Source organism: Streptomyces sp. BR123, from assembly GCF_013401435.1.
GTDB lineage: Bacteria > Actinomycetota > Actinomycetes > Streptomycetales > Streptomycetaceae > Streptomyces.
The window spans coordinates 1-23,762 of the sequence record NZ_JACBGN010000092.1 but is presented as its reverse complement, the minus strand read 5'-3'; the positions used below and the strand labels follow the sequence as shown (position 1 = coordinate 23,762).

Sequence of the window (23,762 nt, the reverse complement as noted above, 5' to 3'; positions counted from 1 at the left end):
GTCCGCCGCCCGGGGCCGGAACCACCGGCCCCGGGCGCCCCGTTCCGTGCGTGACCCCCGTCACTTCGTCTCGGAATGCGGGACTGCATCGTCCGCATCATGGACAGTGGTGGACTCCTCCAATCGCCCCATGACACGCTTCGGCCATGAATGGAGCTGGAACAGCCTTGGTGAGTCGGCGGCACGTCGACCTCGGCCGCATGTCCAGCGCCATCTGTCCGGCGAGCTGACAGAACCAGCCACCGCCGCACAGCGCACCGCACAGTGTCGTCGCGGATGCGCCGTCACCCCGTCAGTCCCCTGAAGGCAGACCACGCCCCTGACCTCCGGCACAACCGGAGCCGCGCGGCGGTCGGCCACACCTGCTCAGCGCCAGGGGTCACGCCGCCGACTCCCCCTGCCCTTGCTTTTGAGCCGCCGAAGAAGGACGTACCGCCATGGCCGCCTCCCCCGAAACACCCGCCGCCGCGCGCCGCAAGCCCGGCCGTCACCGCGGCGAGGGCCAGTGGGCCGTCGGACACCACACCCCCCTCAACGGCAACGAGCAGTTCAAGAAGGACGACGACGGTCTCAATGTGCGGACACGCATTGAGACGATCTACTCGAAGACCGGATTCGACTCGATCGATCCCAACGACCTGCGCGGACGCATGCGTTGGTGGGGCCTGTACACCCAGCGCAAGCCCGGGATCGACGGCGGCAAGACCGCGGTCCTGGAGCCGGAAGAGCTGGACGACAAGTACTTCATGCTGCGCGTCCGCATCGACGGCGGCCGGCTGACCACCGAGCAGCTCCGCGTCATCGGCGAGATCTCCGAGGAGTTCGCCCGCGGGACCGCCGACCTCACCGACCGCCAGAACGTGCAGTACCACTGGATCCGCATCGAGGACGTCCCGGAGATCTGGCGCCGTCTGGAGGCCGTCGGCCTGTCGACCACCGAGGCCTGCGGTGACACGCCCCGCGTCATCCTCGGCTCGCCCGTCGCCGGCATCGCCGAGGACGAGATCATCGACGGCACCCCCGCCATCGAGGAGATCCACCGCCGCATCGTCGGCAACAAGGACTTCTCCAACCTGCCCCGCAAGTTCAAGTCCGCGATCTCCGGCTCCCCCCTGTTGGACGTGGCGCACGAGATCAACGACGTGTCGTTCGTCGGCGTCGACCACCCCGAGCACGGCCCCGGCTTCGACGTCTGGGTCGGCGGCGGCCTCTCGACCAACCCCAAGCTCGGCGTCCGCCTGGGCACCTGGGTCCCTCTGGAGGACGTTCCGGACGTCTACGAGGGCGTCATCTCGATCTTCCGCGACTACGGCTACCGCCGCCTGCGCACCCGCGCCCGGCTGAAGTTCCTCGTCGCCGACTGGGGCGCGGCGAAGTTCCGCCGGGTCCTGGAGGAGGAGTACCTCAAGCGCGAGCTGGCCGACGGCCCGGCGCCCGAGCAGCCGTCCGGCCAGTGGCGCGACCACGTCGGCGTCCACCGGCAGCAGGACGGCCGCTACTACATCGGCTTCGCTCCGCGCGTCGGCCGCGTCGACGGCGCCGTCCTCACCAAGATCGCGGACATCGCCGAGCGGCACGGCTCCGGCCGCCTGCGCACCACGGCCGAGCAGAAGATGATCGTGCTCGACGTCGAGGAGGACCGGGTCGACTCGGCCGTGGCCGCCCTGGAGGCGCTGGACCTGCGGGTCAAGCCGTCCCCCTTCCGCCGCGGCACGATGGCCTGCACCGGCATCGAGTTCTGCAAGCTGGCCATCGTGGAGACCAAGGCGCGCGGCGCCTCGCTCATCGACGAACTGGAGCGCCGCCTGCCGGACTTCGAGGAGCCGCTCACCATCAACATCAACGGCTGCCCGAACGCCTGCGCCCGCATCCAGGTGGCGGACATCGGTCTCAAGGGCCAGCTGGTGCTCGACGAGGACGGCAACCAGGTCGAGGGCTACCAGGTCCACCTGGGCGGCGCGCTCGGCCTGGAGGCCGGCTTCGGCCGCAAGGTCCGCGGCCTGAAGGTCACTTCGGCCGGGCTGCCGGACTACGTGGAACGCGTCGTCACCCGCTTCCGGGAGGAGCGCGAGGACGGCGAGCGCTTCGCCGCCTGGGTCGCCCGCGCGAGCGACGACAGCCTCTCATGAGCGCGGCGAGCGAGACGAGGAGCACGGTATGAGCGAGCGCGCAGCCCCGTTCCACTGCCCGTACTGCGGCGACGAGGACCTGTTCCCGAACGAGCAGGGCCACGGCGCCTGGGAGTGCCGGTCGTGCAACCGGGCCTTCCGGCTGAAGTACCTGGGACTGCTGGCCCGCGGTCTCGCGTCCGGGACCACCGGAGGGGAGGACACATGACCACCACCACGCTCAAGGAGCTGGCCGAACAGGCGGGCCGCGACCTGGAGGACGCACCCGCCCTGGAGATCCTCTCCTGGGCGGCGCGGACCTTCGGCGCGCGGTTCTGCGTGACGTCCTCCATGGAGGACGCCGTCGTCGCCCACCTGGCGTCCCGCGCCTTCCCCGGCGTGGACGTCGTCTTCCTCGACACGGGCTACCACTTCGAGGAGACCATCGGCACCCGCGACGCGGTCGAGGCCGTGATGGACGTCAACGTCATCACCCTCACCCCCCGTCAGACGGTGGCCGAGCAGGACGCCGAGCACGGCCCCCGCCTCCACGAGCGCAACCCCGACCTGTGCTGTGCCCTGCGCAAGGTCGAGCCGCTGGAGGAGGGCCTGACCGGATACGACGCCTGGGCGACCGGGCTGCGCCGCGACGAGTCCCCGACCCGGGCGAACACCCCCGTGGTCGGCTGGGACGAGAAGCGGCAGAAGGTCAAGGTCTCCCCGATCGCCCGCTGGACCCAGGACGACGTCGACGCGTACGTCGCGGAGCACGGCGTCCTCACCAACCCCCTGCTGATGGACGGCTACGCCTCGGTCGGCTGCGCCCCCTGCACCCGCCGCGTGGCGGAGGGCGAGGACGCCCGGGCCGGCCGCTGGGCTGGCCGGGCCAAGACCGAGTGCGGACTGCACGGCTGATGACGGAACCTACGGAGAAGCAGATGAGCGTGACGGACCGGGGCGCAACGGTGTGGCTGACGGGTCTGCCGAGCGCGGGCAAGACGACGATCGCCCACGCGCTCGCCGACCGGCTGCGCGGCGACGGCCACCGGGTCGAGGTCCTCGACGGCGACGAGATCCGCGAGTTCCTCTCGGCGGGCCTGGGCTTCACCCGCGAGGACCGGCACACCAACGTGCAGCGGATCGGCTTCGTCGCCGAACTCCTCGCCAGCAACGGCGTCAAGGCGCTGGTCCCCGTGATCGCGCCGTACGCCGACAGCCGCGAGGCCGTCGCGAAGCGGCACGCCGCCGCCGGCACGACGTACCTGGAGGTGCACGTGGCCACTCCGGTCGAGGTGTGCTCCGTCCGCGACGTCAAGGGCCTGTACGCCAAGCAGGCGGCGGGCGAGATATCCGGTCTGACCGGCGTCGACGACCCGTACGAGGCCCCGGCCGCCCCGGACCTGCGCATCGAGTCGCACACGCAGACCGTCCGGGAGTCCGCGGCTTCCCTGTTCACGCTGCTCACCGAGAAGGGGCTGGCATGACCACCGCCGCGCACCTGCACAACAGCCCCGCCGACGCGGACGCTCCGTACGCCCTGTCGCACCTGGACTCGCTGGAGTCGGAGGCGGTGCACATCTTCCGCGAGGTGGCGGGCGAGTTCGAGAAGCCGGTGATCCTGTTCTCCGGCGGCAAGGACTCCATCGTCATGCTGCACCTGGCGCTGAAGGCGTTCGCGCCGGCGCCGGTACCGTTCGCGCTGCTCCACGTGGACACCGGGCACAACTTCCCCGAGGTCATCGACTACCGCGACCGCACGGTCGCCGAGCACGGCCTGCGCCTGCACGTGGCCTCCGTCCAGGACTACATCGACGCCGGCAGGCTGCGCGAGCGCCCTGACGGCACCCGCAACCCGCTGCAGACCGTCCCGCTGACCGAAGCCATCCAAAACCACCGCTTCGACGCCGTCTTCGGCGGCGGCCGCCGCGACGAGGAGAAAGCCCGCGCCAAAGAACGCGTCTTCTCCCTGCGCGACGAATTCTCCCAATGGGACCCCCGCCGCCAGCGCCCCGAGCTGTGGCAGCTCTACAACGGCCGACACGCTCCCGGCGAACACGTCCGCGTCTTCCCCCTGTCCAACTGGACCGAGCTGGACGTATGGCAGTACATCGCCCGCGAGGACATCCGACTGCCGGAAATCTACTTCGCCCACGAGCGCGAAGTCTTCCAGCGCAACGGCATGTGGCTCACCGCCGGTGAGTGGGGCGGCCCGAAGGACACAGAGACCGTGGAGAAGCGGCTGATCCGCTACCGCACCGTCGGCGACATGTCCTGCACCGGCGCCGTCGACTCCGACGCCACCACGCTCGACGCGGTGATCGCCGAGATCGCCGTCTCCCGCCTGACGGAGCGGGGCGCGACCCGGGCGGACGACAAGCTGTCCGAGGCCGCGATGGAAGACCGCAAGCGCGAAGGGTACTTCTAGCCATGACCAGCACCACCGAGCAGCTGAGCACGACGACGCTGCTGCGCTTCGCCACCGCCGGCTCCGTCGACGACGGCAAATCCACCCTCGTGGGCCGCCTGCTCCACGACTCCAAGTCGGTCCTGGAGGACCAGCTGGAAGCCGTGGAGCGGGTGTCCGCCGACCGCGGGCAGAACGCCCCGGACCTGGCACTGCTCACCGACGGCCTGCGGGCCGAGCGCGAGCAGGGCATCACCATCGACGTCGCCTACCGCTACTTCGCCACCGCCCGCCGCCGGTTCATCCTCGCCGACACCCCCGGCCACGTGCAGTACACCCGGAACATGGTCACCGGCGCGTCCACCGCCGAACTCGCCGTGGTCCTCGTCGACGCCCGCAACGGCGTCGTCGAGCAGACCCGCCGACACGCCGCCGTCGCAGCCCTGCTCCGCGTCCCGCACGTCGTCCTCGCCGTGAACAAAATGGACCTCGTCGGGTACGAGGAGGCGGTCTTCGCGGCGATCGCCGAGGAGTTCACCGCCTACGCCTCCGAGCTGGGCGTCCCGGAGATCACCGCGATCCCCATCTCCGCCCTCGCCGGCGACAACGTCGTGGACCCGTCCGCCCACATGGACTGGTACGGCGGCCCGACCGTGCTGGAACACCTCGAAACCGTCCCCGCCAGCCACGACCTGGCCGCCTGCCCGGCACGCTTCCCCGTGCAGTACGTGATCCGCCCACAGACCGCCGAGCACCCCGACTACCGCGGCTACGCCGGCCAGATCGCCTCCGGCGTCCTGCGCGTCGGCGAGCCCGTAACCGTCCTGCCCTCGGGCCGCACCACCACCATCGAGGGCATCGACGCCCTCGGCAAGAACGTCGACATCGCCTGGGCCCCCCAATCCGTCACGCTCCGCCTCAAGGACGACATCGACATCTCCCGCGGCGACCTCATCGCCCCGACCGCCTCGGCCCCCGCCACCACCCAGGACGTGGTCGCGACCGTCTGCCACGTCGCCGACCAGCCCCTGGCCGTGGGCGCGCGGGTTCTGCTGAAGCACACCACCCGCACGGTCAAGGCGATCGTCAAGGAGATCCCCTCCCGCCTGACGCTGGACGACCTGTCCCAGCACCCCCACCCGGGCCAGCTGGTGGCCAACGACATCGGGCGCGTCGTCATACGCACCGCCGAGCCCCTCGCACTCGACGCGTACGCCGACTCGCGCCGCACCGGATCGTTCCTGCTCATCGACCCGGCCGACGGGACCACCCTCGCGGCGGGCATGGCCGGCGAGTCCTTCGCCTCCCGGGGCGGGGCCGGTGCCGTGGCGGACGACGAGGGATGGGACTTCTAGGCCATGGACAGCGACATCTTCGCGACCTTCGCCAAGGAAGGCGGCCGGGTCGGCAGCGGCGCCCTCGGCAGCGGCCAGGGAGGGGTGGCGCGATGTGTGCGATGACGTACGCGCACTGCCGGCGCGCCCTCACCCCCCACGAGCACCGCGAGCCCGACCCGACCTCGCTCCACCGACGAAGACGTCCGTCATGAGACGACGTCACGAGAGGAAGCCCTCCCGTGCCTTCCACCACGCCCCTCCGCCGCGGCCTGGCCGCAGCCGCTGCCGTGCCGCTCCTGATCGGCGCGCTCGCCTCGTGCGGCTACGGCTCCCGGGCGGAGACTGCCGATGACAAGACGTCCGGCACCGCTGCCGCCTCCGGCGGGAAGCTGTCGGCCCCCGAGGTCCGCATCGGCTACTTCCCGAACCTCACGCACGCCACCGCCCTGGTCGGCCTCCAGGAAGGCCTGATCGCCAAGGAGCTCGGCGGCACGAAGATCAAGCCGCAGGCCTTCAACGCCGGCCCGTCCGAGATCGAAGCCCTCAACGGCGGCTCTCTCGACATCGGCTTCATCGGCCCCTCGCCGGCCATCAACGGCTACGTCAAGTCCAAGCGGCAGAACCTGCGGATCATCTCCGGCTCCGCTTCCGGCGGCGTGAAGCTGGTCGTGAACCCGGACAGGATCAAGACCCTGGACGACCTCAAGGGCAAGCGGATCGCCACCCCGCAGAAGGGGAACACCCAGGACGTCGCCTTCCTCAACTGGATCGCCCAGAAGGGCTGGAAGGTCGACCCCGAGTCCGGCAAGGGCGACGTATCCGTCGTCCGCACCGACAACAAAGTGACCCCGGACGCCTTCAAGCAGGGTTCCGTCGACGGCGCGTGGGTGCCGGAGCCGACCGCCTCCAAGCTGGTGACGGACGGCGCCGCGGTCCTCCTCGACGAGACCGACCTGTGGCCCGACAAGAAGTTCGTGATCACCAACGTCATCGTGTCGCAGAAGTTCCTCAAGGCGCACCCGGACGTGGTCGAGGCCGTGCTCCGCGGCACCGTGAAGACCAACGAGTGGATCAACGCCGACCCGGACCGGGCCATGGCCTCCGCGAACGCCGCCCTGAAGGCGGAGACCGGCAAGGAACTCGACGCGAAGGTGATCGCCCCCGCCTGGAAGAGCATCCTCGTCACCGACGACCCGCTGGCCTCCACCCTCAAGGCGCAGGCCGACCACGCCGTCAAGGCCGAGCTGATCGAGCAGCCCGACCTGGCCGGCATCTACGACCTGACGCTCCTGAACAAGGTGCTGAAGGAGGCCGGCAAGCCGGAGGTCTCCGACGCCGGCCTCGGCGCGCAGTAAGTCCGCACGAACAACCCCCAGGAGGTGACGACCATGGCCACCACGCTTGCCAAGGCCGCCGAGGGCGCCGTCGCGACGGCCGCCCCCGCCGCCCGGATCGAGCACGTCTCGAAGTCCTTCACCGGCCCGGCCGGATCGCAGCTCGTCCTGGACGACATCAGCCTCGATGTCGCTCCCGGCGAATTCGTCACCCTCCTGGGGGCCTCGGGCTGCGGCAAGTCCACCCTCCTCAACCTGGTCGCCGGCCTCGACAGGCCCAGCGCGGGCAGCATCGAGACCGCCGGCCGCCCCGCCCTGATGTTCCAGGAGCACGCCCTCTTCCCGTGGCTGACCGCGGGCAAGAACATCGAACTCGCCCTGCGGCTGCGCGGGGTCCCGAAGTCCGACCGCAAGCCGGAGGCGGAGCGGCTGCTGGAGCTGGTCCGGCTCGGCGGGGCGTACGGCAAGCGCGTCCACGAGCTGTCCGGCGGCATGCGCCAGCGCGTCGCCATGGCCCGCGCACTCGCCCAGGACAGCCGGCTGCTGCTGATGGACGAGCCGTTCGCGGCCCTCGACGCCATCACCCGCGACGTCCTGCACGGCGAACTCACCCGCATCTGGGAGGCTGCGAACACCGGCGGCTCCGCCGCGGGCGGCCTGTCGGTCCTCTTCGTCACCCACAACGTGCGCGAGGCCGTACGCCTGGCCCAGCGCGTGGTCCTGCTCTCCTCCCGGCCCGGCCGGGTCGCGAAGGAGTGGGCCGTCGGCATCCCGCAGCCGCGCCGCATCGAGGACGCGGACGTCGCGGAGCTGTCCCTCGAGATCACCGAACACCTGCGTGGGGAGATCCGCCGCCATGGCCAGCACTGAAACGAAGGCGAACACGGACGACCTCGCGGGCCTGGAGGCCGGCCTCGACGCGCTCGACGCCGTCGAGGTCCGCCGAACCCCGGTCGGGGAGGTCCTCCTCAAGAAGGTCCTCCCGCCGGTCCTGGCCGTCGCGCTGGTCCTCGCCGTCTGGCAGATCCTCGTCACGGCCGGGGTCACCGAGGAGAGCAAGCTGCCCCCGCTGTCCGCGGTCTGGGACAGCCTGGCCGACATGTGGCTCAAGGGCACCCTGTTCGACGTCATCTGGACCTCCGTCTCCCGCGGCCTCCTCGGCTTCCTGCTGGCCCTCGCCATCGGCACCCCGCTCGGCCTGCTCGTCGCGCGGGTCAAGGCGGTGCGGGCGGCTCTCGGTCCGATCCTCTCGGGCCTGCAGTCCCTGCCGTCGGTGGCCTGGGTTCCGCCGGCCGTCCTCTGGTTCGGCCTCAACGACGCCATGATGTTCACGGTGATCCTGCTGGGCGCCGTCCCGTCCATCGCCAACGGCCTCGTCTCCGGCGTGGACCAGGTGCCGCCGCTGTTCCTGCGGGCCGGGCGCACCCTCGGCGCGACGGGCTTCAAGGGCGTCCGGCACGTGGTCATGCCGGCCGCGCTGCCCGGCTACCTGGCCGGCCTGAAGCAGGGCTGGGCGTTCTCCTGGCGCTCCCTCATGGCCGCCGAGATCATCGCCTCCTCGCCGGACCTCGGTCTGGGCCTGGGCCAGCTGCTGGAGAACGGCCGCAACAACATCGACCTGCCCGGCGTGTTCCTCGCGATCATCCTGATCCTCGTCGTCGGCATCGCCATCGACCTGCTGGTCTTCAGCCCGGTCGAGCGGTGGGTGCTGCGCAGCCGCGGCCTGCTGAGCCGGAGCTGACCGCCATGGCCCCCGCCCCCGTCCTCCTCGTGATCGCCCACGGCAGCCGCGACCCGCGGCACGCGGCAACCGTCCACGCCCTCACCCGGCGGGTGCGGGCGCTGCGGCCGGGGCTGCGCGTGGAGACGGCCTTCCTGGACTTCAACGCCCCCCGCGTCGAGCAGGTGCTGTCCGCGCTGCACGCCGACCGCGTCCACGACGTGGTCGCACTGCCGCTGCTGCTCACCCGCGCCTTCCACGCGAAGGCGGACGTCCCCGCGGTGCTCGCGGAGGCCCTGGTCCGGCTGCCGGGCCTCACGGTCCGCGTCGCCGGCGTGCTCGGCCCCTCCCCGCTGCTGACGGAGGTGCTGGAGCTCCGGCTGCGGGAGGCGGGGATCACCCCGACGGAGCGCGCCGGCACCGGTGTGGTGCTCGCGTCCGCCGGTTCATCGGACCCGGAGGCGATCGCAGTGATCGCCGAAACCGCGCGGGAGTGGCGGCACACCGGTTGGTGCGCCGTGCGGCCTGCGTTCGCCTCCGGAGCTGTTCCCGCGGGGTGCTCCCGTACGGAGGACGCCGTACGGGCCCTGCGGGCGGAGGGCGTCCGCCGCATCGCGGTGGCGCCGTACGTCATCGCCCCGGGCCGACTGCCGGACCGGATCGCCTCCGGGGCGCGGGAGGCGGGCGCGGATGTGGTGGCGGGCGTTCTGGGCGCCGCCCCACAGCTGGCCCGCCTGCTGCTCCGGCGGTACGACGCCGCCGTCACGGTCCCGGCCGGGGCCCGGCTCCCGGCCCCCGCCGCCCTGACGGCCTGACGGCCTGACGGCCACTCTGCCCTGTCGGCCGCACCGCTGCGCGGATTTCCCCGCCTCGCCCCTTCCCGAAACCGGGCTCAGCTCCGCCCGGACCCGTTCCGGCCGCTTCGCGCCCGGTGCGCTCAAACGCCGCGCAGGCTGGAGAATACGGCCCCGCCGGCGTTCGAGGCCCCGCGCAGCGGCAGCAGCGCGGGCGGCTAGCGGTGGCGGGACTCGGCCTCGTCGGCGAGGGCCGTGAGGTCCGCGACGGACATCGAGCCCGGCGCGATCCCCTCTCGGGCGAAGATGTTCGCCGCGTGCCGCAGCACCTCGTTGACCGGGGTCGGCACCCCGTGGAGCCGGCCCAGCAGGCAGACCTCCCCGTTGAGGTAGTCGGCCTCGATCGACCCGGTCCTGCGGTACAGACTCTGCCAGGACGACCCGCCCCGCAGCACCGCCGGCTGCACGGCCCGGCCGTCCCGGGCCGCCGCCTCCTCCGCCTGCGACACGTACGCGATGCCCGCCGCGGCCAAGACGGCCTCGCCCTCGCGGCGAGCCCGCCGGAGCAGTGCCGCCTTGGCCGGGTCGGGCTCGGGCCCGGTGGTGGCCTGGATCGCGTTGCCCAGGTTGCCGAGCAGCTTCGCGTACTTCCACCGCATCACGTCCTCGACCACCGGGGCGTCGAAGCCGGCCTTCTCCAGGTCGGCGGCGATCTGCCGGGCCCGCGCGTCCGCGCCGCCGGCGGCCAGGCCGATGTGCAGGATGCCGGTCCGGGGCGTGCCGAGGGCGCTCACCACGCCCGGCTCCAGGAACGTGGCCGGGAGCCACACGCAGACCCCGTACACCCGCGCGAAGCGGCGGAGGGCGAGGCGCTGGCTCTCGACGCCGTTCTGCGCGCAGAGCACGGGCAGCCGCTGGGCCGCCGTCCCCCCGCCCGCCACTTCCGCTGCACCCCACAGGTCGAGCGCGGCGACGGCGTCCTGGGTCTTCACGGCCAGCAGCAGGACGTCGTCCGGCCGGAGCTCGCCGAGTTCCGCCGGACCCTCGACCACGGGCAGCCGGTGCACCCGGGGCCCCTCGGCCGTGGTGAGCCGCAGCCCGTCCGCGCGCAGGGCGCGGGCGTGCGTGCCCCGCGCCGCGAGGACGACCTCATGGCCTGCTTCGGCGAGCCGTCCGCCGATGGTCGCGCCGATCGCTCCGGCACCGATGATGATGTAGCGCATGTGCGGAGCCTGGCACATCCGGCGGCCCGCGACGCCGCCGGGGCGCACGGGGAACCACGTGTTCCGGCCGGGCCCCGGCGGTCCGGGTCCGCGCGGCAGCCGGGCGGAGGCCCGGGCGCTGCTCCGCACGGCCGTCACGGCGTCGATCCCGGCCGGCCGACCGGCCGAAACACTTGACGCGGCAACATCCGTCCCATGCCTCGGGAACCCCAAGTCCTCGACGCGCCGGCCCTGTAGGGCGGCCGTACGCTGGAGGTGCACGCACGGAGCGGGGAGCCCCTGCCGGTGTGTCACCGCGGGGCGATCCGGCGGGCGTCCCACACCCGGAACTCCCTGTCCGAAGGGAGCCTTCGATGGCTGCCACCAAGCGCACGTCCGCCCGGCCGAGGTCCTCGGCGAAGGAGCAGGACGAACTGATCACCTCGCTCAAGCACTTCATCCGCACCCGCGGTTCGAGTTATCTGAGCGACCCGAACGTGTCCTCGATCGGCATCGGCTACAAGGAGAAGAACGGCAGGCGGAGCAAGGAGCTGGCCCTGCAGTTCACGGTCGACCGGAAGGTCGAGCCGGAGGGCCTCGGCCTCCTGGGCAGCGCGGAGATACCCGCGTTCATCGAGGTCGACGGGGTCAGGGTGCCGACGGACATCGTCCAACGCAGCTACGCGCCGCACTTCCTGGTGGTGGCCGAGGGGGAGACCCCGGACCGGCAGCGGCGCGTCGACCCGGTACGCCCGGGGGTGAGCGTCAGCAACGTCAACCTGACCGCGGGCACCCTCGGCTGCATCGTCTTCGACCGGAACGACGGTTCGACGTGTGTGCTGAGCAACTGGCACGTCCTCAACGGCCGTGCGGGCGAGCGGGGCGACCACGTCGTGCAGCCGGGAGCCAAGGACGACAGTCGTACCACCCTCAACCATCTGGGCCGGCTGGTGCGCGCCCACCTTGGCGTCGCCGGCGACTGTGCCGTGTCGACGGTCACGGACCGCGACTGCGATCCGAGCATCCTCGACCTCGACGTGACCCCGGCCAGACTGGGCGAGCCGCAGATCGACGACAAGGTCGTCAAGTGCGGCCGCACCACGGGCGTCACGCACGGTGTGGTGACCCGCCCCTTCGCCAAGGTCAGCATCGACTACGGCACGGGCGTGGGCTTCAAGGAGATCGAGTGCTTCGAGATAGGCCCCGACCCCGGCAACCCGGCGGCCGAAGGCGAGATCAGCAAGCGGGGAGACTCGGGGGCGGCGTGGATGTTCAAGACGCGCGCCGGACGGCCGAGCGACGTGCTCGCGGGACTGCACTTCGGCGGCGAGTCCGAGGCCGACCCCGAGGAGCGGGCGCTGGCCTGCTTCCCGCGGGCGGTGTTCGACGAGCTGAAGATCACCCTGCAGCGCCCGGCTCCCGAGGCGGAGCCCGCCCCCGGCTACGACCCGGCGTTCCTGCCGGTGGTGATAGCGCCCCCGAAGCTGAACCCGTCCGTCAAGGACGACGCCGTCCAGCTCGGCGGGACCGAGGTCATCCCCTACACCCACTTCTCGCTGGCGCAGAGCACCAGCCGCCGGTTCGCGTTCTGGGTGGCCTGGAACATCGACGGCGGCAGCCTGAAGAGGCTCGACCGCAAGGGCATCAGGTTCAGGACGGACCCGCGTCTGCCCCGGTCGGCGCAGGTCGACAACGAGCTGTACAAGGAGAACCGGCTCGACCGGGGCCACATCGCCCGCCGCGCCGATCTGCTGTGGGGGCCGCTGGCGGAGGCGGACAAGGCCAACCGGGACTCGTTCTTCTACACCAACATCACTCCGCAGATGGACGACTTCAACCAGAGCGCCCGCAACGGCATCTGGGGGCACCTCGAGGACGCGGTGTTCGAGGAGGTCGAGGTCGACGGGCTGCGGGTGAGCGTGTTCGGCGGCCCGGTCTTCCAGGAGGACGACCGTGTCTTCAAGGACGTGCGGATACCGCGGGAGTTCTGGAAGGTGCTGGTCTACTCGGAGCACGACACCCTGAAGTGCAAGGCGTTCCTGCTGACGCAGAACCTGGTGCTGACGGAGGCCCTGGACCTGGACGAGTTCCGGGTGTTCCAGGTCAAGCTCACCGAGATCCAGGCGCGCACCGGCATCCGGTTCGCCGCGGCGATGGCGGACGCGGACACCTTGGTCGTCCCCAGGGCGGTCGAGGACCGGCCCCCGCTGGAGCGCCTGTCCGACATCGACTGGAGCTGACGGGTCAGCGGGTCATCTCGACGAGCTTCACCACCGTGTTCCAGTTCCGGGTGGTGGTGTCGATCCCCTTGAACACGGCGGGCCGGAACAATGCTTCGGCCAGCTTGGACCGGCCCAGCCCTTCGGGCGCGTACAGGTAGACGACCCGCTCCCCCACGGTGAACTCCTCGGGCAGGAAGGCCTCCCGGTCGATCCGGGCGAACCGCCCGTCGTCGGGCTGCTCCGAGAGGAAGGTGGCGTGCAGCTGCTTGCCCTCCAGCTCGTCGGCGGGGTACGGGCAGCCCTCCTGTACGGCTCGCAGCCGGGCCCCGTCGACGACGAGACAGGCGACGGGGAACCCGAACCGCTCCTCGATCGCCCGCTCGATCCGCGCGGCGAGCGCGGCAGGGTCGGCGTCCCCGCCGCCGAAGACGGCATTGCCGCTCTGCAGGTAGGTGCGCACGTCCTCGTACCCGAGGCCTTCGAGCACCTCGCGCAGCTCGCCCATCGGAACCTTCTTCTTCCCGCCGACGTTGATGCCGCGCAGCAGGGCCGCGTATGTGGTCATGCCCGAACGATAGCCTCGATGAGGTCGGCGGCCCGCTGCGTGCCGCCCTCCTGCGCCATCCCCGCCCGGATCTCCGCGGCCCGCCGGGCGACCTCGGGGTCGGCGACGAGGGTCTCCACGGCCTCCCGCAGCGTACGGGCGTCCGCCTCCTCCATGGGGACGTGCCGGGCGACGCCCAGCGCCTGCAGCATGTCGGCGTTCCCGAACTGGTCGGCGGCCTGCGGTACGGCGACCATCGGCGTGGCGGTGGCGAGCCCCTCCTGGCTGCCGCCGGCCCCGGCGTGCGTGATGAAGGCGTCGGCCTTCCGCAGCACGTCCAGCTGCGGGACCCACCGGTGCACCTCCACGTTCTCAGGGACCTCCCCCAGCTCCGCCACGTCCGTGAACCGGCCGATCTGCAGGACGACATGCCAGCCGGGCACTCCCCCGAAGGCCTCGATGCACGCGCGGTAGAAGGCGGGCTGTCGGGTGAAGGTGGACCCGAGCGACACGAGCAGCACCTTCGCGTCCCCGGCCGGCCGCTCCCACACGCCCTGGGCGCTGCGGTCGCCCTGGCAGGCGCCGACGAAGGTGTGGACGGCCGGGTCGACCCGGTCGGCGTGCGGCTGGAGGGCGCGCGGGATCAGCACGATGCTGCGCCGGGGGCGGCCGACGAACCGGTCGGGGTCGTCGTCGATCCCGTTCTCGGCGAGCCAGGCCGAGAAGCGGGCGTAGTACGCACGGCCGCGCTCGGAGGTGCGCAGCCCGGCCGTCATCTGTCCGGCGGCCTCTTCCTCGTACCCCTCCCAGGCCACGAGGTTCGGCGACAGCGACACCGCGGGCACACCCCACCGGTGGGCCAGTACGCGCGCCGGGTAGGCGGTGATGTCGTGCAGGACGAGATCGGGCTCGTCCCCTTCGAAGGCGGCGGCGAGCTGCGGCAGGGCCTGCACGGCGTCGGAGAGGAAGAGCTCGATGTGGTCGATGAGCTCGGCGCCCCAGCCCTCGGGTTCGTCGTCGGTGGGCAGGATGGAGTTCCAGATCACCGGCGTGGCGCCGGTCTCGGCGACCTTGTCGGCGAGGGAGGCCGGGATGGCGTAGCTGACGCGGTGCCCGCGGGCGACGAGTTCGCGGATCACCTCGATGCTGGGGTTCACGTGCCCGTGGGCGGCGATCGAGAACATGGCGATGTGTGCGGGCTTGTCCGAAGTCATGCGGACAGCGTAACGAGACGATACGTCTCGTGCAATCTACTTTCGGCGCCGCCTCGCGGTGCGGGAGTGCGAGACTTGGCCCACCGCGGAGATCCGGAACCGAGAGGGAGTGCGGCGGCGTATGGACGAGGGACGGGCCAGGGGTGTGCTGGCGGCCGCGGGGATCGCCCGACCGGCCCGCGGGCCGGTCGCCGAACTGCTCTCCCTCGGCGAGAACGCCGTCTTCGGCGTCGGCGGCCTCGTCGTGAAGGTCGGCCGGGAGACGGGCCTGCTGGAGCGGGCCGGGCGGGAGATCGCCGTGGCGCTCTGGTTGGAACAGGCCGGGATCCCGGCGGTGCGGGCCGCGGAGCCGAAGGCACGGCTGGTGGACGGCCACCCGGTGACGGTGTGGCACCGGCTGCCGGACGCGGTCCGGCCGGCCGGGCCCGAGGACCTGGCGGCGCTGCTGCGCCGCATCCACGCCCTGTCGGCGCCGCCGTTCGACCTGCCCGCGCGGGACCTGCTGAGCGGGGTCGAGCGGTGGCTGCGGCTGGCCGGCGACACCGTCGACCCGGCGGACGCGGCGTACCTGCGGGCCCGGCGCGACGGCTACGCATGCCGGGTGGCCGGGCTCACCCCGCACCTCCCGCCGGGCCCGATCCACGGCGACGCCCTCCCCCGCAATGTGCACGTCGGCCCCGACGGCCCGGTCCTGGTGGACCTGGAGACCGTGTCGACCGACCTGCGCGAGCACGACCTGGTCGTGATGGCCCTGTCCCGGGACCGGTACGGCCTGCCCGCCGCGTCGTACGACGCGTTCGCCGCCGCCTACGGGTGGGACGTGCGCGACTGGGAGGGCTGCGCCGTGCTGCGCGGCGCCCGCGAGACGGCGAGCTGCGCGTGGGTCGCCCAGCACGCCCCCGCCAACCCGAAGGCCCTCGCCGAGTTCCGGCGCCGGGTGGCGTCCCTCCGGGACGGGGACACGGAAATGCGCTGGCACGCCTTCTGACCGTGCGGTACCGAGGTCCCCGTATGCACACGCTTCATCTCGTCCGCCACCAGGCCCGCCTGGTGCCGGACACGTTCACGGTGTTCCGCCCGGCCCGCACACCGGCCCGGGCCCTGCTGGTGGACGCCGACTGGTTCCTGAACGCCTGGTTCGGCCGGGAGGCAGCGGAGCTGACCGCAGGCCTGTGTGCCCTCGCCGCGGCCTCGCCCCGCGCCCTGGTGCACCTCCCGATCCGCGCCGACGCCGCGGCCGACGGCGGCGCGGGCGGGCGGCCGCTGGACCTGGTCCTGCTGCACCACTCCCTGCAGTTCGCCCCGTCGCGCTGGAAGGAGCTGCGCGGCCGCCTCGGCCCGGGACGCCCGCGCACGGTGGACCTGCCGTGTTCCGGAGCCGACCGCGCGGAGCGGTCGGAGCGGACGGGGCGGATGGACCGCCACGACTGGGCGCAGCGGGAAGTGCTCCGCCAGCACGTGCACGGCGACACCCTGTTCCTCACCGGCAGCACCCGCACCTTCCGCAGGAGCGCCGGCCTCTTCGCCGACCTCGCCCGCAACGGCCCCGCCCAGGCGGCCGCCTTCCCGGACAGCCACTACTGCCGGCGCCTGTACTGCGGCCCGCGCGACCGCGAGCTGCACGTCGAGTACAGCGCCGACTGACACCGCCGGCCGGTGAGGGCCCGCCCCATCCCGGTCACCGGCTTCGCGGGATGACCGGCCAGGAGGGCTCGACGACTGCCGTCGGGTCCGTGGTGCGGCGCAGGTAGGCCTGGAGGGAGGCCGACTGGGCGGCTGCCGCGCGTATCTGGAGGTCGTGCAGGTCGGTCAGGGCCATCGTGCCGACGGGCCGGTGCTGCTCGCCCATGCGGCGCACCACGCGGGCGGCGGCCACCGCGTCCGCCCTCGCGTCGTGCGCGTCGTCGAGCGACACGCCGTAGTGGGCGCACAGCGCGTGCAGGGCGCGCTTGCCCTTCCGGTACCGGTCGACGTGCTTGTCGATCACCAGCGGGTCGATGACCGGCGAGGGCTCGTTGCCGAGGCGCTCCCCGACGGACTCCAGCCCGTACCGCCGGCATTCGCGGTCCAGCAGGGACAGGTCGTAGCGGGCGTTCATCACGACCAGGGGCGTCCCGGCGCGCAGGACCGCGGCGACGGCCTGCGCGATCTCCGCGACTCCGGACGCGGCCGGGGCCCCGTGCGCGCGGGCGTGGGCCGTCGAGATGCCGTGGATGGCGGAGGCCTGCTCGGGTATCGCCACCCCGGGGTCGAGCAGCCAGGTCCGCTCCGCCGAGACGGCCCCGTCCGGCTCCAGCCGGACGACCGCCGCGGTGACGATGCGGTCGGTCTCGACGTCCGTCCCCGTGGTCTCCAGGTCGAAAGCCACCAAGGGCCCGCTGATCCAGGTCATCGCGTGACCCCCGCTCCGGCGTGCCGGTTCCCCATCACGCGCCCTCCCCCGTCACGTCCGCGGCCGTCAGTCCTCGGCCCCGGCACCGTTCGTCAGCCGTCAGCCGTCGACCGGTGCACGTGCCCCGGCCAACGACTTTCAGCCTGCCACGGGGCACTGACAGTCACGACACCGGGCGGGAGTCCTGCCAGATGGACTCGAATTCCTCCCGGTACGTGGGGAAAAGTCCGTGTTCCACATCACGCGGTGCCGCCGAGGCGCGCGCCCCGCCGCCCCGCAGGACCAGGACCGGGGCCTCCATGCCGCGCGCCCGGCGCAGGTAGGACTGCACCACGGCGATGCCGGAGTTCTCGCCCTCCACCAGGTAGGCGGTGAAGCGGGGGGTCTCGTCGAAGACGTGGATCTCGAACCGGGAGGGGTCCCGCAGCCCGGCCCGGACCCGCCGTACGTGCAGGATGTTCATCTCCACCGACCGGCTGAGCTCGCCCTTGCGCAGGCCGAGCTCCCGTTCGCGGCGCTTGACGGCACTGCTGGCCGGGTTCAGGAACAGCAGCCGGACCCGGCAGCCGGCCTCGGTGAGCCGGACGAGTCTTCGGCCGGAGTAGTTCTGGACGAGCAGGTTGAGCCCTATGCCGATGGCGTCGAGCCGCCGCGCCCCGCCGAAGAGGTCCTCGGCCGGGAGCTGCCGCTGCAGCCGGACCCGGTCGGGGTGTACGGAGACCACGTCCGCGTACCGGTCGCCCACGAGGTCCTCGACGGCGTCGATCGGCAGCCGGTCGGCCGACGGGGAGCCGGCGCCCCCGCCCAGCACCTCCAGGAGCCGGGCGGAGGCACGCTCCGCCTGTTCCAGCACGGCCCGGGACAGCGCGCGGTTGCGGGAGACGACGTTCCGGGTGACCTCGAGCTCGTCGAGGGCGAGCTCGATCTCGCGGCGGTCGTCGAAGTACGGCTCGAAGCACGGCCAGTGCTGCACCATCAGCTCCCGCAGCTGGGGCAGCGTCAGGAAGCTGAGGACGTTGTCGTCGGCGGGGTCGAGCAGGTAGCCCTTGCGGCGGCTGACCTCGCGGACCGCGACGGCCCGCTGCACCCACTCCTGGCCGGCGGGCCCGGCGGCGACGACGACCCAGTCGTCCTCCCCGTGCACGGGCTCGTAGATCGGCCGCAGGACCGCACCGACCACCGAACGCAGCCGCTGTTCGATCAGATTCAGCCAGATGTACGCGCGGCCCGCGCGCTGGGCCCGGGTGCGCACCTCGGTCCAGGCGTCCGCGCCCCAGTCCAGCTCGGCCCCGGCCCGTACCGCCCCGGCCTCCGGCGCCGCGAGGGACACCGCGCCGCCCGGCACTCCGCCGGACCCGCCGGTTCCGCCGCCGCCCCCGGCCCCTTCCGGCACCCCGCCGGACGCACCCCCGGGTGCGCCTCCTGGGGCGTCCGCCGAGCCGCCCTCGTGACCGCCGTCACCAGGGGGAAGCTCCAGCCCTCCCGAGCTCACCCGTGCACCGCCTTCTGCGTTCTGGACGCCCGTCTCCAGTGATCACGGAAGGGTACTCCGAGGTCGGCGCCCGGTGCAGCCGGATGCGACCCGATGGACCGTACACAGGTGATCTGTTGACCCATTATCGGATGCGCACACAGTCCGCTGACCCGCATATCGGCACACCGGGTCCCCCGGCAGGAGTAACCCAAGTCCCCGCGTACAGGCCCTCTTTCGGGGAAGATCCTGCCCATGGCACGGATCTGCGGTCCCCCGACCGCGAACCGGCCGCCCGAGGCCGAGGGGAAGACGGGAGAGAGTCGTTGTCCATGCAGGTCTGGCCGGGACACGCATATCCGCTCGGCGCCACCTACGACGGCGCGGGCACCAATTTCGCCGTCTACTCCGAATCCGCCCGGCGCATCGAGCTGTGCCTGCTCCACGAGGACGGTTCCGAGACGGCCGTCGAGCTGCGCGAGACCGACGCCTTCGTCCGGCACGCCTACCTGCCGGGCGTGATGCCGGGCCAGCGCTACGGGTTCCGCGTCCACGGGCCGTACGAGCCGGAGCGCGGGCAGCGCTGCAACCCGGCCAAACTGCTCCTCGACCCCTACGCACGGGCGATCGCCGGGAGCATCGACTGGGGCGAGGAGGTGTACGGCTACCACTTCGGCCGCCCCGACTCGCGCAACGACCTCGACTCCGCTCCGCGCACGATGAGTTCGGTCGTCGTGAACCCCTACTTCGACTGGGCCGACGACCGTCCCCCGCGCCACGAGTACCACCGGACGGTGCTGTACGAGGCCCACGTCAAAGGGCTGACCATGCGCCATCCCGAAGTCCCGGAGGAGCTGCGCGGCACGTACGGGGCCCTCGCACACCCGGCGGTCATCGGGCACCTCACGAAGCTCGGGGTGACCGCGCTGGAGCTGATGCCGGTGCACCAGTACGTACACGACCACCGGCTGGTCGACGACGGGCTGACCAACTACTGGGGCTACAACACGATCGGCTACTTCGCCCCGCACAACGGCTACGCCTCGGGCGACCGCGGCCAGCAGGTGCTGGAGTTCAAGTCGGCGGTCCGGGCCCTGCACGAGGCCGGGATCGAGGTGATCCTGGACGTGGTCTACAACCACACCGCCGAGGGCAACCACCTGGGCCCGACGCTGTCCTTCCGGGGCCTCGACAACGCCTCGTACTACCGGCTGGCGGACGATCCGCGGCACTACATGGACACCACCGGGACCGGGAACTCGCTGCTCATGCGCTCCCCGCACGTCCTGCAGCTCATCATGGACTCGCTGCGCTACTGGGTCACCGAGATGCACGTGGACGGCTTCCGCTTCGACCTGGCGGCCACGCTGGCCCGGCAGTTCCACGAGGTGGACCGGCTGTCGTCGTTCTTCGACCTGGTCCAGCAGGACCCGGTGGTCAGCCAGGTGAAGCTGATCGCGGAGCCCTGGGACCTCGGCGAGGGCGGCTACCAGGTGGGGAACTTCCCGCCGCTGTGGACCGAGTGGAACGGCAAGTACCGGGACACCGTACGGGACTTGTGGCGCGGGCAGCCCCGGACGCTCGCCGATTTCGCGAGCCGGCTGACCGGCTCCTCGGACCTCTACCAGGACGACGGCCGGCGCCCCCTCGCCTCCATCAACTTCCACACCTGCCACGACGGTTTCACCCTGCACGACCTCGTCTCGTACGACGAGAAGCACAACGAGGCGAACCGGGAGGGCAATCGGGACGGCGAACCCCACAACCGGTCCTGGAACTGCGGGGTGGAGGGGCCGACCGAGGACCCGGAGGTCCTCCAGCTGCGCGAGCGGCAGATGCGCAATTTCGCGGCCACCCTGATGTTGTCGCAGGGCGTGCCGATGCTCAGCCACGGCGACGAGTTCGCCCGCAGCCAGGACGGCAACAACAACGCGTACTGCCAGGACAACGAGCTGTCGTGGGTGGAGTGGCCGGAGCCGGGCAAACCGGCGCCCCCGCTGCTGGAGTTCACCCGCCGGATGGTGGGGCTGCGCCGGGACCACCCGGTCTTCCGGCGGCGCCGCTTCTTCCACGGGCGGCCGGTCGAGGGCGCCCACGACGAGCTGTCGGACATCGCCTGGTTCACCCCGTACGGGGAGCCGATGCGGGCCCGCGACTGGCAGGCGCAGCACGCGCGGGCGCTGACGGTGTTCCTGAACGGGGAGGCCATCTCCGAGCCGGGCGCGCGCGGGGAGCGGATCACCGACGACTCGTTCCTGCTGATGTTCAACGCGGGCGCGGAATCGCAGGACTTCACGGTCCCGGCCGGGCACGGGGCGCAGTGGCGGCTGGTGGTGGACACGGCGCGGCCGGAGGTGCCGCCGGCGGGCACCGGGCCGCAGTACACGGCCGGGGACCGGGTGACGCTGACGGGACGCTCGCTGGTGGTGCTCCAGCGGCCGGAGTGACGGCGGCGGGGTCGGGCTCCGGCTCGGGGGGGGCTGCGCTCATGGTGCGCGGCGGACTCCGGCGCTTCACGCCTCCGGGTCGGTCCGGGAACGCCGGCCCCGTGCAGTCACCCGAATGCACGGGGTCATGGCACGGAATCCGCTGGGGCGGGTACGTACGTTCTCATGAGCCGGCGTCATACTCACCTCAGGACAGAATCTGGCATTCCGACAGCCGCCACCCGGGCGACACCTTCGTCATCTTCATCGCCTTCGTCGACGTACCGCCTCCAGCTGTGCCCCGAGTTCCCGTTCGCCGCCGCCGAGAAGACCGTTCCGTACCTCGCCTCGCTCGGGGTCTCCCACCTGCACCTGTCCCCCGTCCTGGAGGCGGTCCCCGGGTCGGCCCACGGGTACGACGTCACCGACCACTCCCGGGTGAGGGAGGAGCTCGGCGGTGAGCGCGGGCTGCGCGGGCTGGCCGCCGCGGCCCGGGAGCACGGGCTGGGCCTCGTGCTGGACATCGTGCCGAACCACATGGCGGTGCCCTCGCCGCTGCACCTGAACCGGCCCCTGTGGGAGGTCCTGCGGGAAGGGCCGGAGTCCCCGTACGCCCGCTGGTTCGACATCGACTGGGAGGCGGGCGGCGGGCAGGTGCTGCTGCCGGTGCTCGGCGAGCCGCTCGACCCGGCCGCCTGCACGGTCGGCGAGGGGCTGCTGCGGGTCGGCGGCGCCTGGGAGTTCCCGCTGCGCGCCGGGACGGCCGGGCTGCCGGTGGCGGAGCTGCTGGCCGCCCAGTGGTACCGGCCGGCCTGCTGGCGGGAGGCCCGCACCGGGCTGAACTACCGCCGCTTCTTCACGATCTCGCAGCTGATCGGGGTCCGGGTGGAGGACCCGGAGGTGTTCACCGCGACGCATGCGAAGCTGCTGGAGCTGGTGCGCGACGGCGTGGCCGCCGGGCTGCGGATCGACCACGTGGACGGCCTCGCGGACCCCGGGGCGTACCTGCGGCGGCTGCGCGCGGCCGTGGGGGACGGCTGCTGGGTGGTGGTGGAGAAGATCCTGGCCGGGCAGGAGCGGCTGCCGGCGGGCTGGCCGGTGGCGGGGACCACGGGCTACGACGCGCTGCGGCGGGTGGACGGGGTGTTCACCGACCCGGACGGCGCGGCCGGACTGGACCGCTGCTACCGGGAGTCCACGGGCCTGCCGGGCTGGGAGGACACGGCCCGGGCCTGCGCGCGGGAGGTCCTGACCGGCGACCTGGCCGCCGAACTCGGTGCGCTGGAGCGGGCGGCCGGGCCCGGGACGGCGCCGGCGGTGCGGGAGGTGCTGATCGCCTACCCCGTCTACCGGCCGTATCCCGGGGGCGGGGAGCTGGATCCGGGGGCGCTGGCGGAGGCCGCCCGGCGGGCCGGTGCGGTGGCGGTGGCCGGCGTACGGGACCTCGTGCGGGGGGATCCGGCGTTCGCGGCGCGCTTCGCGCAGACCTCGGCGGCGCTGCGGGCCAAGGCGCTGGAGGACCGGGCCTTCTACCGGTACGCGCCGCTGCTGTCGGCCGCGGAGGTCGGCGGGGATCCGGGGCGGCCGGCGGTGGAGCCGGACGGGTTCCACGCGTACTGCTCCGTGCTCGAACGGGACTGGCCGGGCTCGGGGACGGTGCTGTCCACGCACGACACCAAGCGGAGTGCGGACGTCCGCGCCCGGATCGCGGCCCTGTCGCAGGCACCGGAGCTGATGGACGCGGCCGGGGCGGGTGCGGGCGCCCCGGGGTACGACCCGCAGCTGGCCTGGGTGGCACGGCAGACGGCGTACGGCCTCGGCGAGGTCCCGGACCGCGCGGAACGGCTCGCGGGGGCGCTGCTCAAGGCGGCACGCGAGGCCGCCCTGCGCACCTGCTGGACCGAGCAGGACGCGGAATACGAGGCCTCGGTCGCCCGGTACGTCCCGGCCGGGGCGGAGGGCGTGGAGCTGCCGCAGGCCCTCGCGGAGGCGGCCCGCGCCAACCTGCTGGGGATGGCGCTGCTGCACCTGGCGATGCCCGGGGTCCCGGAGGTCTACCAGGGGGCGGAGACGGAGTACCGGGCTCTGGTGGACCCGGACAACCGGCGCCCGGCCCGGTTCCCCCGCGAGGCGCTGACCCGGCTGGACGCGGGGGCGGCGCCCGAAGGGGTGGCGGAGGAGAAGCTCCAGCTGACGGCCGCCCTGCTGCGGCTGCGGCGGGACCGGCCGCAGCTGTTCACCGGGTACGCGGCGCTGGCCGCCCGCGGCCCGGCGGCCGGGCACTGTCTGGCCTTCGCCCGCCCGGGCGGTCTGGTCGCGGTGGCGACCCGGCTCTCGCTCCGGCTGGCCCGGGCCGGGGGCTGGCGGGACACCGTCCTGCCCCTGCCGCCGGGGCGGTGGAGGCCCGTCCTGCCGCCGCCGCCCGGCGCCGCGCCGCCGCCGGCCCCGTACGAGGGCGGGGTGCGGCCTGCGGAGCTGCTGGCGGGCCGGCCGGTGGCGATCCTGCTACGGACCGGGGACGGCGGCGGGAGCGGGGACAGCGGCCGGAGCGGGGACGGCGGCCGGAGCGGGGACGGCGGCCGGAGCGGGGACGG

Annotated in this window: 21 protein-coding genes; 16 read left to right on the top strand and 5 right to left on the bottom strand. The window is 72.8% G+C overall.

Features of this window, described 5'->3' with window-relative positions; translation table 11 throughout:
• The first annotated feature begins 146 nt into the window (after positions 1–146).
• From HYE82_RS39530 to HYE82_RS16790, 11 genes are all read left to right on the top strand, one after another.
• Positions 147–230, top strand: coding sequence for a putative leader peptide (locus HYE82_RS39530; RefSeq protein WP_312845914.1), 84 nt, complete (start codon positions 147–149; stop codon positions 228–230).
• A 207-nt stretch (positions 231–437) separates the two neighbouring features.
• Positions 438–2,129, top strand: a complete 1,692-nt coding sequence (locus tag HYE82_RS16835; RefSeq protein ID WP_179174895.1) for a nitrite/sulfite reductase — start codon at positions 438–440, stop codon at positions 2,127–2,129.
• Between the two features lie 28 nt (positions 2,130–2,157).
• Positions 2,158–2,337 (top strand): hypothetical protein, encoded by a 180-nt coding sequence (locus HYE82_RS16830; RefSeq protein ID WP_179174894.1) that lies wholly within the window; start codon positions 2,158–2,160, stop codon positions 2,335–2,337.
• Entirely contained in the window at positions 2,334–3,023 is a 690-nt protein-coding gene (locus HYE82_RS16825; RefSeq protein ID WP_179174893.1) for a phosphoadenylyl-sulfate reductase, read from the top strand. The genes HYE82_RS16830 and HYE82_RS16825 overlap by 4 nt, the downstream gene beginning before the upstream one ends.
• A gap of 23 nt (positions 3,024–3,046) precedes the next feature.
• Complete coding sequence (gene cysC, locus HYE82_RS16820) at positions 3,047–3,592, top strand: adenylyl-sulfate kinase (protein ID WP_179174892.1); 546 nt, start codon at positions 3,047–3,049, stop codon at positions 3,590–3,592.
• Entirely contained in the window at positions 3,589–4,533 is a 945-nt protein-coding gene (cysD, locus tag HYE82_RS16815; RefSeq protein WP_179174891.1) for a sulfate adenylyltransferase subunit CysD, read from the top strand. Before cysC ends, cysD begins: the two co-directional genes overlap by 4 nt.
• Positions 4,534–4,535: 2 nt before the next feature.
• Entirely contained in the window at positions 4,536–5,867 is a 1,332-nt protein-coding gene (locus HYE82_RS16810) for a sulfate adenylyltransferase subunit 1 (protein ID WP_179174890.1), read from the top strand.
• 221 nt (positions 5,868–6,088) lie between these two features.
• Positions 6,089–7,204 (top strand): aliphatic sulfonate ABC transporter substrate-binding protein, encoded by a 1,116-nt coding sequence (locus HYE82_RS16805; protein WP_179174889.1) that lies wholly within the window; start codon positions 6,089–6,091, stop codon positions 7,202–7,204.
• 33 nt (positions 7,205–7,237) lie between these two features.
• Entirely contained in the window at positions 7,238–8,053 is an 816-nt protein-coding gene (locus HYE82_RS16800) for an ABC transporter ATP-binding protein (RefSeq protein WP_179174888.1), read from the top strand.
• Positions 8,040–8,924: an ABC transporter permease gene (locus HYE82_RS16795; protein ID WP_179174887.1), complete on the top strand. Its 885-nt coding sequence runs from the start codon at positions 8,040–8,042 to the stop codon at positions 8,922–8,924. Before HYE82_RS16800 ends, HYE82_RS16795 begins: the two co-directional genes overlap by 14 nt.
• A gap of 5 nt (positions 8,925–8,929) precedes the next feature.
• On the top strand, positions 8,930–9,718 hold the full coding sequence (locus HYE82_RS16790) for a sirohydrochlorin chelatase (RefSeq protein ID WP_179174886.1): 789 nt from the start codon (positions 8,930–8,932) through the stop codon (positions 9,716–9,718).
• Positions 9,719–9,915: 197 nt separating this feature from the next.
• On the opposite strand, the gene HYE82_RS16785 is transcribed toward HYE82_RS16790, so the two are convergent.
• Positions 9,916–10,920, bottom strand: a complete 1,005-nt coding sequence (locus tag HYE82_RS16785; protein ID WP_179174885.1) for a ketopantoate reductase family protein — start codon at positions 10,918–10,920, stop codon at positions 9,916–9,918.
• 353 nt (positions 10,921–11,273) lie between these two features.
• Here HYE82_RS16785 and HYE82_RS16780 point away from each other — a divergent pair, with 353 nt between their 5' ends.
• On the top strand, positions 11,274–13,139 hold the full coding sequence (locus HYE82_RS16780) for a DNA/RNA non-specific endonuclease (RefSeq protein ID WP_179174884.1): 1,866 nt from the start codon (positions 11,274–11,276) through the stop codon (positions 13,137–13,139).
• A 4-nt stretch (positions 13,140–13,143) separates the two neighbouring features.
• On the opposite strand, the gene HYE82_RS16775 is transcribed toward HYE82_RS16780, so the two are convergent.
• Both HYE82_RS16775 and mgt read right to left on the bottom strand, forming a co-directional pair.
• A complete protein-coding gene (locus tag HYE82_RS16775; protein WP_179174883.1) occupies positions 13,144–13,686 on the bottom strand; it encodes a DUF1697 domain-containing protein in 543 nt (180 codons plus the stop codon).
• Complete coding sequence (mgt, locus tag HYE82_RS16770) at positions 13,683–14,879, bottom strand: macrolide-inactivating glycosyltransferase (protein WP_179174882.1); 1,197 nt, start codon at positions 14,877–14,879, stop codon at positions 13,683–13,685. Before mgt ends, HYE82_RS16775 begins: the two co-directional genes overlap by 4 nt.
• 121 nt (positions 14,880–15,000) lie before the next feature.
• On the opposite strand from mgt, the gene HYE82_RS16765 reads away from it, so the two are divergent.
• The gene (locus HYE82_RS16765) at positions 15,001–15,867 is read left to right on the top strand and encodes an aminoglycoside phosphotransferase family protein (protein WP_179174881.1); all 867 of its coding nucleotides are present in this window, start codon (positions 15,001–15,003) and stop codon (positions 15,865–15,867) included.
• Positions 15,868–15,890: 23 nt separating this feature from the next.
• Positions 15,891–16,523: a hypothetical protein gene (locus HYE82_RS16760; RefSeq protein ID WP_179174880.1), complete on the top strand. Its 633-nt coding sequence runs from the start codon at positions 15,891–15,893 to the stop codon at positions 16,521–16,523.
• A 34-nt stretch (positions 16,524–16,557) separates the two neighbouring features.
• On the opposite strand, the gene HYE82_RS16755 is transcribed toward HYE82_RS16760, so the two are convergent.
• Both HYE82_RS16755 and HYE82_RS16750 read right to left on the bottom strand, forming a co-directional pair.
• Positions 16,558–17,271: an exonuclease domain-containing protein gene (locus HYE82_RS16755; protein WP_179174879.1), complete on the bottom strand. Its 714-nt coding sequence runs from the start codon at positions 17,269–17,271 to the stop codon at positions 16,558–16,560.
• 163 nt (positions 17,272–17,434) lie between these two features.
• Positions 17,435–18,763 (bottom strand): SAV2148 family HEPN domain-containing protein, encoded by a 1,329-nt coding sequence (locus tag HYE82_RS16750; RefSeq protein WP_179174878.1) that lies wholly within the window; start codon positions 18,761–18,763, stop codon positions 17,435–17,437.
• Positions 18,764–19,074: 311 nt separating this feature from the next.
• Between HYE82_RS16750 and glgX the strand changes: the two genes are divergently transcribed.
• Positions 19,075–21,189 carry a glycogen debranching protein GlgX gene (gene glgX, locus HYE82_RS16745; RefSeq protein ID WP_179174877.1) on the top strand — a complete coding sequence of 705 codons (2,115 nt, stop codon included), beginning with the start codon at positions 19,075–19,077 and terminating at the stop codon, positions 21,187–21,189.
• A 165-nt stretch (positions 21,190–21,354) separates the two neighbouring features.
• Positions 21,355–23,762: malto-oligosyltrehalose synthase (gene treY / locus HYE82_RS16740; RefSeq protein ID WP_179174876.1), on the top strand; the 2,408-nt coding region annotated here is incomplete at its 3' end.

What these genes read in the sequence shown, in the direction of transcription:
- cysC (WP_179174892.1), top strand. Translation starts at nt 3,047, where the DNA reads ATGAGCGTGACGGACCGGGGCGCAACGGTGTGGCTGACGGGTCTGCCG.
- HYE82_RS16795 (WP_179174887.1), top strand. Translation starts at nt 8,040, where the DNA reads ATGGCCAGCACTGAAACGAAGGCGAACACGGACGACCTCGCGGGCCTG.
- HYE82_RS16825 (WP_179174893.1), top strand. Translation starts at nt 2,334, where the DNA reads ATGACCACCACCACGCTCAAGGAGCTGGCCGAACAGGCGGGCCGCGAC.
- HYE82_RS39530 (WP_312845914.1), top strand. Translation starts at nt 147, where the DNA reads ATGAATGGAGCTGGAACAGCCTTGGTGAGTCGGCGGCACGTCGACCTC.
- glgX (WP_179174877.1), top strand. Translation starts at nt 19,075, where the DNA reads ATGCAGGTCTGGCCGGGACACGCATATCCGCTCGGCGCCACCTACGAC.
- mgt (WP_179174882.1), bottom strand. Translation starts at nt 14,879, where the DNA reads ATGACTTCGGACAAGCCCGCACACATCGCCATGTTCTCGATCGCCGCC.
- HYE82_RS16775 (WP_179174883.1), bottom strand. Translation starts at nt 13,686, where the DNA reads ATGACCACATACGCGGCCCTGCTGCGCGGCATCAACGTCGGCGGGAAG.
- HYE82_RS16785 (WP_179174885.1), bottom strand. Translation starts at nt 10,920, where the DNA reads ATGCGCTACATCATCATCGGTGCCGGAGCGATCGGCGCGACCATCGGC.
- HYE82_RS16760 (WP_179174880.1), top strand. Translation starts at nt 15,891, where the DNA reads ATGCACACGCTTCATCTCGTCCGCCACCAGGCCCGCCTGGTGCCGGAC.
- HYE82_RS16810 (WP_179174890.1), top strand. Translation starts at nt 4,536, where the DNA reads ATGACCAGCACCACCGAGCAGCTGAGCACGACGACGCTGCTGCGCTTC.
- cysD (WP_179174891.1), top strand. Translation starts at nt 3,589, where the DNA reads ATGACCACCGCCGCGCACCTGCACAACAGCCCCGCCGACGCGGACGCT.
- HYE82_RS16790 (WP_179174886.1), top strand. Translation starts at nt 8,930, where the DNA reads ATGGCCCCCGCCCCCGTCCTCCTCGTGATCGCCCACGGCAGCCGCGAC.
- HYE82_RS16830 (WP_179174894.1), top strand. Translation starts at nt 2,158, where the DNA reads ATGAGCGAGCGCGCAGCCCCGTTCCACTGCCCGTACTGCGGCGACGAG.
- HYE82_RS16765 (WP_179174881.1), top strand. Translation starts at nt 15,001, where the DNA reads ATGGACGAGGGACGGGCCAGGGGTGTGCTGGCGGCCGCGGGGATCGCC.
- HYE82_RS16780 (WP_179174884.1), top strand. Translation starts at nt 11,274, where the DNA reads ATGGCTGCCACCAAGCGCACGTCCGCCCGGCCGAGGTCCTCGGCGAAG.
- HYE82_RS16835 (WP_179174895.1), top strand. Translation starts at nt 438, where the DNA reads ATGGCCGCCTCCCCCGAAACACCCGCCGCCGCGCGCCGCAAGCCCGGC.
- HYE82_RS16755 (WP_179174879.1), bottom strand. Translation starts at nt 17,271, where the DNA reads ATGACCTGGATCAGCGGGCCCTTGGTGGCTTTCGACCTGGAGACCACG.
- HYE82_RS16800 (WP_179174888.1), top strand. Translation starts at nt 7,238, where the DNA reads ATGGCCACCACGCTTGCCAAGGCCGCCGAGGGCGCCGTCGCGACGGCC.